Annotated in this window: 12 protein-coding genes and 1 tRNA gene; 2 read left to right on the forward strand and 11 right to left on the reverse strand. The window is 66.7% G+C overall.

The features are described from left to right. Nucleotides 1-33: 33 nt before the first annotated feature. Nucleotides 34-1,350: a porin gene (locus tag EV672_RS02240; protein WP_166643415.1), complete on the reverse strand. Its 1,317-nt coding sequence runs from the start codon at nt 1,348-1,350 to the stop codon at nt 34-36. 252 nt (nt 1,351-1,602) lie between these two features. Beyond that, nucleotides 1,603-2,739, reverse strand: coding sequence for a porin (locus EV672_RS02245; protein WP_133605936.1), 1,137 nt, complete (start codon nt 2,737-2,739; stop codon nt 1,603-1,605). 216 nt (nt 2,740-2,955) lie between these two features. On the opposite strand from EV672_RS02245, the gene ruvB reads away from it, so the two are divergent. Continuing rightward, nucleotides 2,956-4,086: a Holliday junction branch migration DNA helicase RuvB gene (gene ruvB / locus EV672_RS02250; RefSeq protein WP_424923097.1), complete on the forward strand. Its 1,131-nt coding sequence runs from the start codon at nt 2,956-2,958 to the stop codon at nt 4,084-4,086. A 23-nt stretch (nt 4,087-4,109) separates the two neighbouring features. Here ruvB and EV672_RS02255 read toward each other — a convergent pair whose 3' ends face one another. From EV672_RS02255 to EV672_RS02265, 3 genes are all read right to left on the reverse strand, one after another. After that, the gene (locus EV672_RS02255) at nt 4,110-4,349 is read right to left on the reverse strand and encodes a sulfurtransferase TusA family protein (protein ID WP_133605937.1); all 240 of its coding nucleotides are present in this window, start codon (nt 4,347-4,349) and stop codon (nt 4,110-4,112) included. An 8-nt stretch (nt 4,350-4,357) separates the two neighbouring features. Beyond that, nucleotides 4,358-5,269: a cysteine synthase CysM gene (gene cysM / locus EV672_RS02260; RefSeq protein ID WP_133605938.1), complete on the reverse strand. Its 912-nt coding sequence runs from the start codon at nt 5,267-5,269 to the stop codon at nt 4,358-4,360. A 9-nt stretch (nt 5,270-5,278) separates the two neighbouring features. Further along, a tRNA-Leu gene (locus EV672_RS02265) sits at nt 5,279-5,363 on the reverse strand. Nucleotides 5,364-5,524: 161 nt separating this feature from the next. On the opposite strand from EV672_RS02265, the gene EV672_RS02270 reads away from it, so the two are divergent. After that, nucleotides 5,525-6,142, forward strand: coding sequence for a rhomboid family intramembrane serine protease (locus tag EV672_RS02270; RefSeq protein ID WP_133605939.1), 618 nt, complete (start codon nt 5,525-5,527; stop codon nt 6,140-6,142). Here the strand turns inward: EV672_RS02270 and EV672_RS02275 are convergent. From EV672_RS02275 to EV672_RS02300, 6 genes are all read right to left on the reverse strand, one after another. Next, nucleotides 6,105-7,082 (reverse strand): DMT family transporter, encoded by a 978-nt coding sequence (locus EV672_RS02275; RefSeq protein WP_133605940.1) that lies wholly within the window; start codon nt 7,080-7,082, stop codon nt 6,105-6,107. The genes EV672_RS02270 and EV672_RS02275 overlap by 38 nt on opposite strands. A 109-nt stretch (nt 7,083-7,191) precedes the next feature. Beyond that, nucleotides 7,192-8,187 (reverse strand): DUF4394 domain-containing protein, encoded by a 996-nt coding sequence (locus EV672_RS02280; RefSeq protein ID WP_166643416.1) that lies wholly within the window; start codon nt 8,185-8,187, stop codon nt 7,192-7,194. 314 nt (nt 8,188-8,501) lie between these two features. After that, on the reverse strand, nt 8,502-9,374 hold the full coding sequence (locus EV672_RS18935; protein ID WP_133606471.1) for a DUF4394 domain-containing protein: 873 nt from the start codon (nt 9,372-9,374) through the stop codon (nt 8,502-8,504). Nucleotides 9,375-9,530: 156 nt separating this feature from the next. Beyond that, entirely contained in the window at nt 9,531-10,469 is a 939-nt protein-coding gene (locus tag EV672_RS02290) for a DUF2189 domain-containing protein (protein WP_133605942.1), read from the reverse strand. Nucleotides 10,470-10,604: 135 nt separating this feature from the next. After that, complete coding sequence (locus tag EV672_RS02295; RefSeq protein ID WP_133605943.1) at nt 10,605-11,744, reverse strand: aminotransferase class V-fold PLP-dependent enzyme; 1,140 nt, start codon at nt 11,742-11,744, stop codon at nt 10,605-10,607. A 63-nt stretch (nt 11,745-11,807) separates the two neighbouring features. Then, complete coding sequence (locus tag EV672_RS02300; protein WP_279536166.1) at nt 11,808-14,978, reverse strand: efflux RND transporter permease subunit; 3,171 nt, start codon at nt 14,976-14,978, stop codon at nt 11,808-11,810. Nucleotides 14,979-14,988 lie beyond the last annotated feature (10 nt).

A 14,988-nucleotide genomic window follows, 5' to 3' on the forward strand; every position in this document is an offset into this window, starting at 1 on the left:
GGCTTTCAAGCTGATTCGAACTGTGGGCTCGGATCAGAAGTTGTGGCGAACGCCCAGACCGAACATGCTGACCTTGCCGTCCGGAGCGGGCGGCACGCTCAGACCCAGCGACGGCACTTCGCGGATACCGGTCAAGGCGAAAACCACGGCCGGGCCGGTGCCGCTGTCCTTGACTTGGGCATAGCGGGTGTACAGGGTGGTGCGCTTGGACAGCGAGTACTCGGCACCCAGGGTGATGCCCTGGTTCTTGCCGCGGCCTTCGTTGCGGAACTTGACTTCAGACCACTGGGCCAGGAAGCCCATGGCACCGATGTCGTAGCGGGTGCCCAGCACCAAGGAGCTCACAGCCAGGCTGCCGGTCTCAAGGCCCAGAACGTTGCGTGCGATGGCAGCGCCGCCAGCGGAGACGTTCGCCAGAGAAACGTCATACGTGCCGCGGCCGAAAGTACCGTTGAACGTCAGGCCCAGGTCCTTGAGGACGTACTTGGCACCCAGGTTCCACACCTTGTAGTCGCCCAACTGGAAGAGCGCAGTGGGAGTCGACGAAGCCGTCAGCAGGCCCACATTGACGTTCTTGAAGCTGGTGGCGCCGTAGCCCAGGCTGAGGGTCAGGTCTTGCAGGTTGTAAGCACCAAAGGCGCCATAGCTGCGGCCACGGCCCGAAGTCTTCTCGCTGGAGGAGCCGCTGTTGTTGCCACCCAGGATGGAGCCATTGGCATCGCCGCCGGCTGCCCCACGGTTGGCGTTGACGAAGTCAGCCACGCCAGCATTCGGCGAGAAGCCCAGCTGGCCACGGAAACCGTCCACTTGCGCAGAGTAGGTGATGGCATTGTCCCAGCGGATGTTCAAGGCGTTGGTCAGACCGCCTTCGACGAACTGGTCGGTGCCACCGAAGCGCTCGGTGGTGATCACTGCGCTGGAGAAGAAGATCGGAGCGTACTGACGGCCCAGGCGCAGTTCGCCAAACGGAGTGGTCAGGCCGACAAAGGCTTGGCGACCGAACAGCCGGCCGTCGCGCAGCAGGGCGCCGTTGTCGATGCCCATCTGGCCTTCCAGGACAAAGTTGCCCTTGTAGCCACCGCCCAGGTCTTCCACACCCTTGAAGCCCAACGACGATTGCGAGCTCATGTCAGGGCCGACACGGGTGATGCTTTGGCGACCGTTGATGGCGGCGTTGCCAGCCGAGCCGATCAAGGCGGTGTAGTCGGCGCTACCGGCGTCCTTCTTGATGCGGTCGAAGGAAACGTCGATGTTGCCGTAGATGGTGACGCTGGATTGAGCCAGAGCGGAGCCCGAGGCCAGGGCGGTCAGGGCCAGAGCGATGGCCGAGGACAGAACGCGCTTTTGCATGTGATTCTCCTGAAACCCCCCTTGAATCGGGGGCGTGAGAAATTGTTGCCGAGGCGTACGCGCCGCATCCTCAGGTTTGCCATAGGTTGTTGCGCCACGGCTACATAAAACACGACAGACTTTGGATGCAGCGCAAAGGAACGCGCAGGCCAGCCAGATGAGCAACGGGGCCGAAGCCCCGCATCGCCCGTGAACAGGCATGAAAAAAGGGGCCGAAGCCCCTTTTTGCGATCAGATCAGGCGAGAGCCAGATCAGAAGGCGTGACGGATACCGACGGCCAGACCGCGCGACGACTTGTCAGCAGTCTGGGTGGTCGCGTTGACCAAAGCCAGGTTAGCCTTGTCGCTGTTTTGCACTTGCGTGAACAAAGCGTAAGCAGCGGTGCGCTTGCTCAGGTCGTACTGGGCCTTCAGGGTGATGATGCCAGCGTTGTCGTTCTTGGCGTTCTTGCCAGTCACGCCGGTAAGCGCGTTGGCAGCGAAACCAGTGGTGGACACGGTGGTGCCGACGTTGCGAGCGTAGCCGTAGCCACCGCTCACGGTCAGGCCGGTGGCCACGGGCACAGCGGCGTTGATGCCGTACAGGCGACGGCCATCGAAGCGGCGGTTGCCGTCGTTGCTGTCGTCGTTGTAGTAGGCGGTCAGCTTGGCCACGCCCAGGTCGTAGGCACCGTAGATGAACAGGCCGACGTTCTCTTGCTCACCCGTGGTGGCAGCCTTGTTTGCGCTGTTCACTTGGATGTAGCTGGCACCAGCCGACAGGGGACCCTGCACGAAGTTGGCCGAGAAGCCAAAGCCACGGCCAATCACAGAGCCAGGAGTGACCGACTGAGTTTCTGCGTTGTTGGCAGTGTTGGAATCCATCGCAGTGCTGTACTGAGCCGACACGGTCAGACCAGGCACGAAGGTCGGGGCGATGTAGGTCAGGGCGTTGTCGATGCGACGGAAGGTGGAGCCACCCAGGGTCACGGCCACAACGGAAGCGTCGTAAGCATAAGCGCCGATCGCGTCAACGATCTGGGCACCGATCAGGGAGTCCTGACGACCGATGCGCAGTTCGCCGGCTTCAGCCGAAGCCAGACCAACCCATGCAGCGCGGTCGAAGAAACGACCACCGGAAGCAGAAGCGCCAGTGTCAGCAGACACAGCGGCTTCCAGTTGGAACTTGGCCTTCAGGCCACCACCCAGGTCTTCCACGCCCTTGAAACCCAGGCGCGAGGTGACCAGGTTGCCGGAGGAAACGCGGTTGAAGGTGGTGCCCTTGCCAGCGGTGTTGCCCTTGACGGACTCAACGGAAGCGTCGACCAGGCCGTACAGGGTCACCGACGATTGAGCGAAAGCGGCAGAGGAGGCGGCGATGGCGGCCAGGGCCAGCACAGTCTTTTTCATTGAAATCTCCAAAGTTGAACCAGAGGCTTCAGCAGATCGCGACCGAGGTGGTGCGGGTGAGGTGATCAGGGTTGTCACCTCTTTTCAGGCTGCTGAAACTGCACTGCATTGCACCAGATTTTTCAAAGGTGGGTGATGACAGGGTTGTCATAACGATAGTCCAAGCGGCTCAATGTTGCCTCACCGCAACAGATCAGGACGCCGGATAATGGCCGCATGAGCATCCAGACCGACGATTTCGGCCCTGCGGGCAAGCGCGCCACCCCGCGCCAGGCCCAGCGGGACACCCCACGCAGTCCGGGCGCAGCGCTGGACGGCGGCCTGCCGGCACGCATGGTGGAGGCAGGCGTGGTGTCGCCCCACGAGGATGCGCTGGAACGCGCCTTGCGACCCAAGGACCTCGACGAGTACGTCGGGCAGGTGAAGGCACGCGAGCAGCTGGAGATCTTCATCGGCGCGGCGCGCAAGCGGGGCGAGGCCCTGGACCACGTGCTGCTGTTCGGCCCGCCCGGCCTGGGCAAGACCACGCTGAGCCACATCATCGCCACCGAACTGGGGGTGAACCTGCGCCAAACCTCGGGGCCGGTGCTGGAAAAGCCCAAGGACCTGGCCGCCATCCTGACCAACCTGGAGCGGCACGATGTGCTGTTCATCGACGAGATCCACCGGCTGTCGCCCGTGGTGGAGGAGATCCTCTACCCCGCGCTGGAGGACTATCAGATCGACATCATGATCGGCGAAGGGCCGGCGGCGCGTTCCATCAAGCTCGACCTGCAGCCCTTCACGCTGGTGGGCGCGACCACGCGCGCCGGCATGCTGACCAACCCGCTGCGCGACCGCTTCGGCATCGTGGCGCGGCTGGAGTTCTACACGCCCGAGGAGTTGCAGCGCATCGTGACGCGCTCAGCGGGCCTGCTGGGGGCGCCCATCGACGCGGTGGGTGCGATGGAGGTGGCGCGGCGCTCGCGCGGCACGCCCCGCATTGCCAACCGCTTGCTGCGGCGGGTGCGCGACTATGCCGAGGTCAAGGGCGATGGCCGCATCGACAAGGCGATGGCCGACAAGGCGCTGGCCATGCTGGACGTGGACCCGATCGGCTTCGACGTGATGGACCGCAAACTGCTGGAGGCCATCATCCACCGCTTCGACGGCGGGCCGGTGGGGCTGGACAACGTGGCGGCGGCCATCGGCGAGGAGCGCGAGACCATCGAGGATGTGATCGAACCCTACCTGATCCAGCAGGGCTTCCTGCAGCGCACGCCGCGTGGGCGCATCGCCACGGCGGCAGCGTTCAGGCACCTGGGGCTGGCGGCGCCGCAAGACGGGGATGCGCCGGGGGACGCCTGATTGGCATCTGCCAGCGGGTGGGGTCAGCGCCGGCGCAAGAGGTGCACGTACTCGGGCTTGCCGTTGACTTCGCTGGCTTGCTGCTCCAGCAGGTCGTTGCCCGTCTGGCGGGCAAAGGCCTGGAAGTCGCGCACGGAGCCGGGGTCGGTGGCCAGCACTTTGAGCACTTCGCCGCTGTGCATGTCCGACAGGGCCTTCTTGGCCTTGAGGATGGGCAGCGGGCAGGTGAGGCCGCGGGCGTCGAGTTCCTTGTGGATGTCCATGGGTGCCATCATGCAGGAAAGACGCCGGTGGACAAATAGCGGTCGCCACGGTCGCAAACGATGAAGACGATGGTGGCGTTGCTCACGGTTTGCGCGAGTTGCAGCGCGACCCAGCAGGCGCCGGCGGCCGAGATGCCGCAGAACAAGCCTTCTTCGCGCGCCAGGCGGCGGGCCATGTCTTCGGCATCGGCCTGGCTGACGTGGATGATTTCGTCAACGCGGCTGGGCTCGTAGATCTTGGGCAGGTAGGCCTCGGGCCATTTGCGGATGCCGGGAATGCGCGAGCCTTCCTGCGGCTGGGCGCCCACGATGCGCACCTCGGCGCGCTGCTCTTTCAAGAACTTCGAGACGCCGGTGATGGTGCCGGTCGTGCCCATGGCGCTCACGAAATGCGTGACGCGGCCTTGCGTGTCGGCCCAGATTTCGGGGCCAGTGGTGTCGTAATGCACCGCCGGGTTGTCGGGGTTGGCGAACTGGTCGAGCACCACGCCCTTGCCTTCGCGGACCATCTGGTCGGCGAGGTCGCGGGCGTATTCCATGCCGCCGCTCTTGGGCGTGAGGATGAGTTCGGCGCCGAAAGCCTTCATGGTCTGGGCGCGCTCGATCGAGAGGTCCTCCGGCATGATCAGGACCATGCGGTAGCCGCGGATGGCGGCGGCCATGGCCAGCGCGATGCCGGTGTTGCCCGAGGTGGCTTCGATGAGGGTGTCGCCGGGCTTGATGTCACCACGCTCTTCGGCGCGGCGGATCATGTTGATGGCGGGGCGGTCTTTCACCGAGCCGGCCGGGTTGTTGCCTTCGAGCTTGGCGAGGATGACGTTGCCGCGGGCGTCGCAGGCGTCACGGTCGGCTCCCGGCACGCGTTGCAGGCGGACCAACGGGGTTTTGCCGATGGCGTCTTCAAGGGTGGGGTAGCTCATCGCGCACAGTGGTGCCCCGGGACGGACTCGAACCGTCACTCCTTGCGGAACCGGATTTTGAATCCGGCGCGTCTACCGATTTCGCCACCAGGGCACTGGTGAAAGGCGCGAGGATAGCACAAGGCGAGACAGCGAGAGACCGTGATGGATGTCCGCATCGCCTGGCAGGCCATGCGCCCTGCGTCAGCCCCGCGCAACGGGTGGGCGTCGGTCGGGCCTATCATGCAAGGTCATTCCACCTCCCCCGTTGAGCCCATGCCGCCGCTGCCCCCCGTCACCCAGGCACTCATCCTCGTCAACGTGGCCCTGTTTTTCCTGGACGAACTGCTGGGGCGCGCACTGACATTCAACATGGCGCTGTGGCCGCTGCAAAGCGGTGGTTTCATGCCCTGGCAGGTGCTGACCTACGCCTTCCTGCATGGCTCGCTGGGGCACCTGTTCTTCAACATGCTGGGCCTGTGGATGTTCGGCAGCGAGCTGGAACGCATCTGGGGCCAGCGCCGCTACATGGAATTCCTGGGCGCCAGCGTGCTGACGGCCGCGGCCACGCAGTTGCTGATTTCGGCGCTCGTGGGTTGGGGCAACCCGACGGTGGGCGCCTCGGGCGGGCTGTTCGGGCTGCTGCTGGCCTTCGGGATGATGTTCCCGGAGCGGACAATCATGCCGCTGTTCCCGCCCATCCCGATGAAGGCCAAGGTCTTCGTGGCGGTGTACGGCGGTCTGGAGCTGTTCATGGGCGTGACCGGCACCGCGTCGGGCGTGGCGCACTTTGCGCACCTGGGCGGCATGCTGGGTGGCTGGCTGATGCTGCGCTTCTGGCGTGGGCAGCCGCCGTTCAAGTCGCGCCGCGGTTCTGGCCGCGGTCGCTTCTGAGCCGGACCCAACCCGAAGACACGGCGATGCCTGCCGTGATCAAAAGCAGCGCGCAAGGGTGGTACCAGCGGGGCCATTGGCCCAGGAACAGCGCGGACCACAGCGCCGCGAACACCGGCGTCAGGTTGATGAAGAAAGCCGCCAGGTTGGGCCCGACCGCCTGCACACCCAAACCCCAGCAGCGGTAGGCCAGGATGGACGGGCCGATGGCGATGAAGAGCAGCCCGGCCCAGGTGCGCCACCCCTGAGGCCACCAGGACACCGCGGGTGCGCCCGGCAGGGTGTGTGCGCCGAGCCAGCTGGCTTCCACCGCGCTGCAACCCAGGGCCCACAGGCCGCCGAAGAGCACCTGGACCCAGAGGAACTCGGCCCAATCCCAGTCAGGTCGCGCATCGCCGCGCATGTGGGCAGGCGGTTGGGCCAGCCACCAGCTGTAGAGCGCCCAGGCCAGGCTGGCCAGCAGCATCAGCAGGTCGCCCGGCACAAGCTGCACCTGGCGCAGCACCGACCACTGGCCCTGCGCCAGCACCAGCAACACACCCAAAATGGACAGGGCCGCGCCCACCAATTGACGCGCCTGCAGCGTCTGCCCGAAACCCACGCGCCCCACCAGCATCATCCACACGGGGATGCTCGCGCCGATCAGCGTGACGTTGATCGGGGTGGAGGTCTGCAGGGCCAGGTATTGCAGCGCGTTGTAAGTGCCCACGCCCAGCATGCCGACGAGGGCGAGGTAAGGCCAGCGCAACAGGATGCGCCGGGGCGCCAGGCAGACGCGCCAGGCCAGCGGCGCGAGCAGCACGGCCACGAGGCCCCAGCGCAGGGCGTTCATGGCCACGGGCGGCATGGTGCCGACCAGCATGCGCCCCACGACGGCATTGCCGGCCCACATCATCGGTGGGATGACCAGCAGGGCCAGGGTGCGCAGGGAAAGGTTCACAGCGAGGAAGGCAAAAAAGCGGCCTGTCTGATGCGGATGAACGCATTAGAGCAGGTCGCTCAAACTTCCTTTTCGGCAGGGGCACCCGCAGGTGCCCTCATCGCAACGCTCAGACCATGCGGCGGCGCAGGCCAAGGCCGATCAGGCCCAGGGCGGCCAGCGACAGGGCCATGCCGGTGGGCTCGGGCACGGGCGCGGCGGTGGTGACGGTCAGGCCGATGACGGCAGAACCCAGGCTGACGCCGGCCTGGCCGAACAGGCCCAGGTAGGTCAGGGAAGGTTGCTGGCCGCTCAGGTTGACCGAGAACAGCCAGTTGTCGCCGGTGAATTCGTCGGTCAACGAGGCATAGGCGATGCCGGAGGCCGACACGTCGAAGGACGACACGCTGGTGGTGTTGACGCCCACGAGCGCGCCCAGACCCATGGCCATGTCCAGCATCTTGAGGTCGGCCACGTAGCTCAATTGGCCGCCGTTGGCGTTGACTTGCTGGTAGAGCGCATCGCCGCGGGCGTCGATGGCGTACAGGCTGGTGCCGGTACTGGCATCGCGGTCGTTGTTCGTGTAGGCCGAGGCCACCACGCTGGGCGACGTGCCATTGGGGTTGGCGACCACGACGTTGATGGGGGTGTCCACCCGCACCAGGCCGGCATTGGCGCCATTGACGTTGATGCGCAGGTTCTGGCCGGTGTTGCTGACCACGCGCAGGGAGGGCAGGCTCTGGCCCAGGTCGGGCACGGGGTTGAAGTCGAAGCCGAAGGACTGGCCGCTCAGGCCAGTGAAGGCCGTGTTCGAGGCGCCCAGGGTGGCGTCGGCGCGCAGGCTGCCGGCGAAAGTGGCGGCGCCGGTGGTGGCGCTCAAGGTGAACAGGCGGCCAGCGCTGCTGAGGGTGTAGAGGTCACCGGTAACGGGGCGCTGGTCCAGGCCCAGCAGGCGCTCGCCAACCGCCAGGTTCAGCCCTGTGATGTCGATGACGGTGCCAGCAGCGGTGTTGCCGCTGTCGAACTGGACCAACTGGTTCTTGTTGGTCAGGGCGAGCATGCCCTCGGCTTGGGCGCCGAAGGCAGCAACGGACAAGGCCGCGGCGATGAAAGAGGGTTTGAACATCTGTGAACTCCATGAGGGCTGGGGCAGGAACATCGGCTTGGTTGGCGTTGGCCAGACCATCACCGGCTTGCAGTTGAGCTTAGCCAGCGACCATGGCAGGCCTGGGTCACACATCCATAGCAATTAACCCGTTCGGGCTATTCACGAAGAAAAATCACCGAAGTATCTCTGCTGAATTGGCGTCAAATTGACGGCAATGCGCATCGTTATCTGTACAACTTTATGGCTATCAATGAAAAAACCTGCCAAACGTTGCAGAACGCATTGGCAGGTCGCTGGCAGCCCCGGCGCAGGGGCTGGAAGAGGATGTCGCGTCAGGCCTGGCGGCGACGCATGACCAGGCCCATCAGACCCAGGCCGGCCAGCATCAGGGCGACTGAGGTCGGCTCGGGCACGGCAGCGGTGAGGCCGACGATGGGCGCAATGGCGGTGTTGCCGTTGATGCCGAAGTCGCCGATGAAGGTGGTTTGGCCGTCCGCGGCCAGGCCCAGCGCGTACAGGCCGCTGTAGCCGTCGGCCGAGGTGAAGCCTGCGAAGGCAGCGCCAGAACGCGAGATGTCGAAGCCGAACACGTTCAGGCTGCTGGCGCCCAGGTCACGCACGCGGCTGTAAACACCACCACCGGGACCCCCGGTGAAGTACAGGCCATTGGAGGCCGTGTCGATGGCGTAGAGCTTGACGGCCGTGGTGGCCAGGTCGGCATCGTTGTCTGCGTAGGCGGCACCGGTCAGGGCGAGCTTGGCGGTCGAACCAGCGGCGGTCACCGCGGTTTGCGTGGTCACGGTGCCGTTGTTGGCGTTGACGGCGTAGTTGCTGCCACCGGTGGTGAGCACGCGCAGGGACACCGCGCCGTTCACGTCGGCCACCGGGTTGAAGTCAAAGCCAACGCTGCCCGTGATCGGGGTGCTCAAGGTCGCCACGAAGGACGCCTGTCCGTCGGTGCCCAGGGTGTACAGCTTGCCGGCGCTGCTGATGCTGTAGAGCAGGCCGTTGCTGGGGCGCAGGTCCAGGCCCAGCAGGCGCTCGCTGGCGCCCAGGCCCGTGATCGACACGGCCGAACCCATGGTGGGCGCCGCGCTGTCGAGGGTGATGAGCTGGTTGTCGGTGGTCAGCGCGTACAGGGTTTCGGCCTGCGCGCCCACGGATGCCAGGGCGAGGGCCGAGGCGATGAGGGAAAGCTTGATCATCTGGAACTCCTGGTGGGTCGGTCGTGGGTGCAATGCGCACCCCTTCAATGCCGGCACGCTTGTGTTCGCACCGCCTGCCCACCACTACGCCCGCCGAGGGCGTGGAGTTTCACTCGGTGATCACACCCCCCTCATTTGGGTGGCCACGGCGCGCGTTCATCGCGGCACCGCAGCACGGTAGGCGTGCCACGACGCGTGCCCCAGCAGCGGGCCAACCAGCAACAGGCCCAGGAAGCCGGGCACGAGGGCCAGCAACGTGAGCCCGGCGATCAGGGCCGCCCACCACAGCATCACCCCGGTCTGCGTGAGCACCAGGCGCATGCTCAAGAGGCCGGCGGAAACGGCATCGACCTGGCGGTCCAGCAGCAAGGGCATGCTGACCACGCTGATGGCGTAGATGAGGCCGGCGAACACGGCGCCGACCAGGGTGTAGATCAGGGCGAAGGTGATGTATTCCTCTGTGAGGAAGCTGGCCAGGGGTTGGTTGAAGTCGGGCACACCGTCCAGGCTGATGGCGAAGACGATCATGGCCGCGCGGCCCCAGAGCATCTCCAGGACCAGCAGCACGGCCGCGAAGATGGCCAGTTGCGCGCCGCTTTGCCGCCACGCCGTCAAGGCCGACCCAAAGCTCGGGCGGTGCCCTTCTTCCAGCTCGCGGCTGGCGTGGTACAGGCCCAAGCACAGGAAGGGGCCCATCAGCAGGAAGCCTGCGGACAGCGCCAGGGTGTATTCGGGCGCACGGCGGAAGGTGCCCACCAGGGCCCAGCCCATCAGCACGAAGCACACGCCGAAGAACAAGCCGATGTGGGGCGCGCGGCGGAAGTCTTGCCAGCCTGCGGCCAGCCAGCGCAAGGGGTCACCGAAGCCGAGCGTCGTCAGGGGGAAGTCCAGGGCGCTGGGCACGTGCGGGGCGTCAAAGCCCAGGGGCGCCAGGCCATCGGCGTTGGGCTCGGGCAGTGGCGTGGGCAGCGCCACATCTGGCGCCGCGCCGATGGCATCGTTCCAGGCGAGCTTGCGCCGCACGACAGGCTTGCGCCGCGTCACGCGGCGGCGGGACACCAGGTGGTGCTGAGACAAACGGCTGGCCACGCCCATGGATCCTCCTTCGCAGGGGTCGATGGACAGACCTTACGCCGCCGCCGCAGCCCGGGCATCCGGAGGAACACCCGGTCGGCATCGCAGGCGCAACGTCACGCCTTGACGCGGACGGGCCGCTGCGTCAGGCCGGCATCACGGCTTGGACGCCGTCACGGCCTCCAGCGCCTGCGCCAGCTGCTGCACGGTGCGGTCCACGTGGTGCCATTTTTCCAGGCCGAACAGGCCGATGCGGAAGGTGCGGAAATCGGCCGGCTCGTCACACTGCAGCGGCACGCCGGCGGCGGTCTGCAGGCCCTGGGCGAGGAACTTCTTGCTGTTCTGGACGTCGGGGTCGGTGGTGTAACTCACGACCACGCCGGGCGCCTGGAAGCCCTCGGCGGCGACGCTGGGATGGCCGTGGCGCACCACCAGTTCGCGCACCTGGCGGCCCAGGGCGATTTGCTCCTGGCGCACCCTCTCATAGCCGTAAGCCTCGGTTTCGGCCATGGCATCGCGCAGGCGCAGCAGGGCGTCGGTGGGCAGGGTGGAGTGGTAGGCGTGGCCGCCGCCTTCGTAGGTCTCCATGATCTGCAGCCACTTCTTGAGGTCCATGGCGAAGGTGGTGCTCTGCGTGGCGTCGATGGCCCGGCGAGCCCGCTCGCTGAGCATGACCATGGCGCAGCACGGCGAGCTGCTCCAGCCCTTTTGCGGCGCGGAAATCAGCACGTCCACGCCGGTGGCGGCCATGTCCACCCACATGGCGCCCGAGGCGATGCAGTCCAGCACGAACAGGCCACCCACGGCGTGCACGGCATCGGCCACGGCCTTCAGGTAGTCGTCAGGCAGGATCATGCCGGCCGCGGTTTCGACGTGCGGCGCGAACACCAGGGCGGGCTTCTCGCGGGCGATGGTGGCCACGACCTCGCCGATGGGCGCGGGGGCCCAGGCGGCTTGCGGGCCGTCGGCGATGCGGCGGGCCTTGAGCACGGTGTGGCTGGCGGGGATCGAGCCCATCTCGAAGATCTGCGTCCAGCGGTAGCTGAACCAGCCGTTGCGGATGACGAGCACGTGCTTGCCCTGGGCGAACTGGCGCGCCACGGACTCCATGCCGAAGGTGCCGCTGCCCGGCACCAGCACGGCCGAGGGGGCGCCATAGACACGTTTGAGCATGGCCGAGATGTCGGTCATCACGCCCTGGAAGCGCTTGGACATGTGGTTGAGCGCGCGGTCGGTATAGACCACCGAGAACTCGAGCAAACCGTCGGGATCGATGTCGGGAAGGAGGCCGGGCATGGGAGTGGCGTGTGCAGTCAAGTCGTTGAAATCAGCGTAGCACACGCCCCTGACGGTGGTGCGTCAGGCTATCCCTTGTGCGGCGGGGGCTGGCTTGCGGTGGAACAGGCGGTCCAGCGCCAGGTAAACCACCGGCGTCGTGTACAGCGTCAGCACCTGGCTGAGCAGCAGGCCGCCCACCACGGCATAGCCCAGCGGCTGGCGCAACTCGGCGCCGGTACCGTGGCCCAGCATCAAGGGGACAGCGGCCAGCAGCGCGGCCAGCGTCGTCATCATGATGGGTCGGAAGCGCACCACGCAGGCCTCCTGGATGGCCTCGCGCGGGCTGATGCCGCGTTCGCGCTGGGCCTGCAGGGCGAAGTCCACCAGCATGATCCCGTTCTTCTTGACGATGCCGATCAGCAGCACCACGCCGATGAGCGCCATGATGGAGAAGTCCTGCCCGCTGAGCCACAGCAACGCCACCGCGCCAATGCCCGCCGATGGCAAGGTGGACAGGATGGTCAGCGGGTGCACGAAGCTCTCGTAGAGCACGCCCAGGATGATGTAGACCGCCAGCAGCGCCGCCAGGATCAGGAAGGGCTGGGTGGCCAGCGAGTCCTGGAAGGCCTGGGCGGCGCCCTGGAACTTGCCGGCCACGCTGTCGGGCACCTGCAGCTCCTGGCGCACCTGTTCCAGCAGCTTGACGGCATCGCCCAGGGCCACACCGGGCGCCAGGTTGAAGGACAGGTTCACCGCCGGCGCCATGCCCAAGTGGTTGATGCTGACCGCGCCAGTCTCAGGCGGCTCCAGGCGGGCCACTTCGGCCAGCGGCACCATTTGGCCGGTCTTGGTCGAGCGCAGGTGCAGCCAGTTGAGGCTGTCGGTCTGGCCGCGCAGGGCGGGGTCGATCTCCAGGATGACCTGGTACTGGTTCTGCTCGGTCTGGGTTTCGCCGATCTGGCGCTGGCCGTAGGCGCTGTACAGCACCTGGTTGATGTCGTCCACGCTCAGGCCATGGCGGGCCGCGGCGGCGCGGTCGATGGTCAGGCGGGTGATGCCGGCGCCCAGTTGCAGGTCGTTGGAGACGTCGCGGAATTGCGGCAGGCGCGAGAGGCGCTCGGTCAGACGGTCGGCCCACAGGCCCAGGGTGGCGCTGTCGTCGCCCAGCAGCGCGTACTGGTACTGGGTGCGCGGCGAGCCGGTGCCCAGGTTGATGTCTTGCGCGGAACGCATGAACATCGTGATGCCCGGCACCTGGGCCATCTTGGGCCGCAGGCGGTCGATGAAACCTTGCGCGGAAACATCGCGGTCAGCGCGGTCTTTGAGCACGATGAAGAAGCGCCCGCTCGACAAATTGCCGCTGCCACCGCCGCCCGAGGCACCCACCACCTGGTTGTAGCCCAGCACGGCCGGGTCCTGGTCGAGGATCTTGGCCAGCGCGGTGTGCTTCTCGACCATGGTCTCGAAAGACGCGTCTTGCGCAGCCTGGGTGGTGCCGAACACGAAGGCCGTGTCCTGCAGCGGGAAGAAGCCTTTCGGGATGAGCACATAGCTCACCACCGCCATGGCCATGGTGGCGAAGAACACGAGCAGCATCAGCCACGAGTGGTTCAGCGCCCAAGCCAGGCTGCGGCCATAGCCGTCGATCAAACGCTGCACCCAGCCGCCTTCGTGGTGGGCCGGTGCACGCGACATCCAACGCGACGCCAGCATGGGCGCCAGCGTGAGCGAGGTCAGCACCGACACGCCGATGGCCGCGGTGACGGTGACCGCGAACTCGCTGAACAAGCGCCCCACCACGCCGCCCATGAAGAGCAGCGGGATGAAGGCCGCCACCAGCGACACGCTGATCGACACCACGGTGAAGCCCACCTCGCCCGCGCCTTTGAGCGCGGCCTCTCGCATGGGCTCGCCCAGCTCCAGGTGGCGGTGGATGTTCTCGACCACCACGATGGCGTCGTCCACCACGAAGCCCATGGCGATGATGAGCGCCACCAGCGTGAGGTTGTTGAGGCTGAAGCCCAGGCGCTCCATGGCCGCGATGGTGGCGATCATGGACACGCCCAGCACCGCCGTGACGATGACCGTGGCCGAGACCTGGCGCAGGAACGCGCCCATCACCACGACCACCAGCACGAAGGTCAGGATCAGGGTGACCTCGACCTCGTGCAGCGAGGCGCGGATGGTGCGGGTGCGGTCGTTGAGCACCTCGACGCTGACGCTGGCGGGCATGCGGCTGGTCAGCTCGGGCAGGGCCGCCTGCACACGATCGGCCGTCTCCACGATGTTGGCATCGGGCTGGCGGCGCACGATGATGCCCAGGCCTTGCTTGCCGTCTTGCCAGGCACGCACATAGTCGGTCTCGGCCCCGGCCAGGACCTGGGCCACATCGCCCACCCGCACGGGCACGCCGTTGCGGTCGATCAGGGTGAGGGCCTCGTAGTCGGCGGGGTTGAAGAGCTGGTCGTTGGTGGCCAAGGTGCTGCTGCGGCCCTCGCCGACCAGGGCCCCCTTGGGCTGGTTGACGCTGGCCTTTTGCACCGCGGCGCGGATGTCGGCCAGGCTCAGGCCGTGGGCGGCGAGCCGAGCAGGCGACGCCTGGATGCGGATGGCCGGCTTTTGCTGCCCCGAGATCGCCACCTCGGAGACCCCGTCGATCTGGCTCAGTCGCCGCGCCAGCACGGTTTCGGCCAGGTCGCTGAGCTCGGTCATGCCCAGCGACTCGGACTGCATCTTGAGGATGAGGACGGGGCCGTCGGCCGGATTGACCTTGCGCCAAGTGGGTGGCGAGGGCATGCCCAAGGGCAAACGCCCCGCCGTGGCGTTGAGGGCCGCCTGCACCTCCTGGGCCGCCTCGTTGATGTTCTTCTTCAGCGTGAACTGCAAGGTGATGGAGACGTTGCCCAGCGAGCTGGTGGACGACATCTCGGTGATGCCCGGCACACCGCTGAGGGCCACTTCCAGCGGCGTGGCCACGGCCGAGGCCATGGTCTCGGGGCTGGCGCCCGGCAGGCGGGCACTGACCTGGAGGGTCGGGAAGTCGGCCTGCGGCAAAGGCGCGACGGGCAGGCGCGGGAAGGCGAACAGCCCCAGCAGCACCAGCGCGAGGGTCAGCAAGACGGTGGCCACCGGGTGGGCGATGCACCAGGCCGAGAGCCCATTGACCCGGCTGACGGTGGGCGTGACGGGCGCGATGAGAGGCGTTGGGGGCGGGGGCGGGGGCGGCGCTGCGGTTTGGGAAGCAAGGCTCACGTTGGGTCTC

Source organism: Aquabacterium commune (genome assembly GCF_004362855.1).
Taxonomy (GTDB): Bacteria; Pseudomonadota; Gammaproteobacteria; order Burkholderiales; family Burkholderiaceae_C; genus Aquabacterium; species Aquabacterium commune.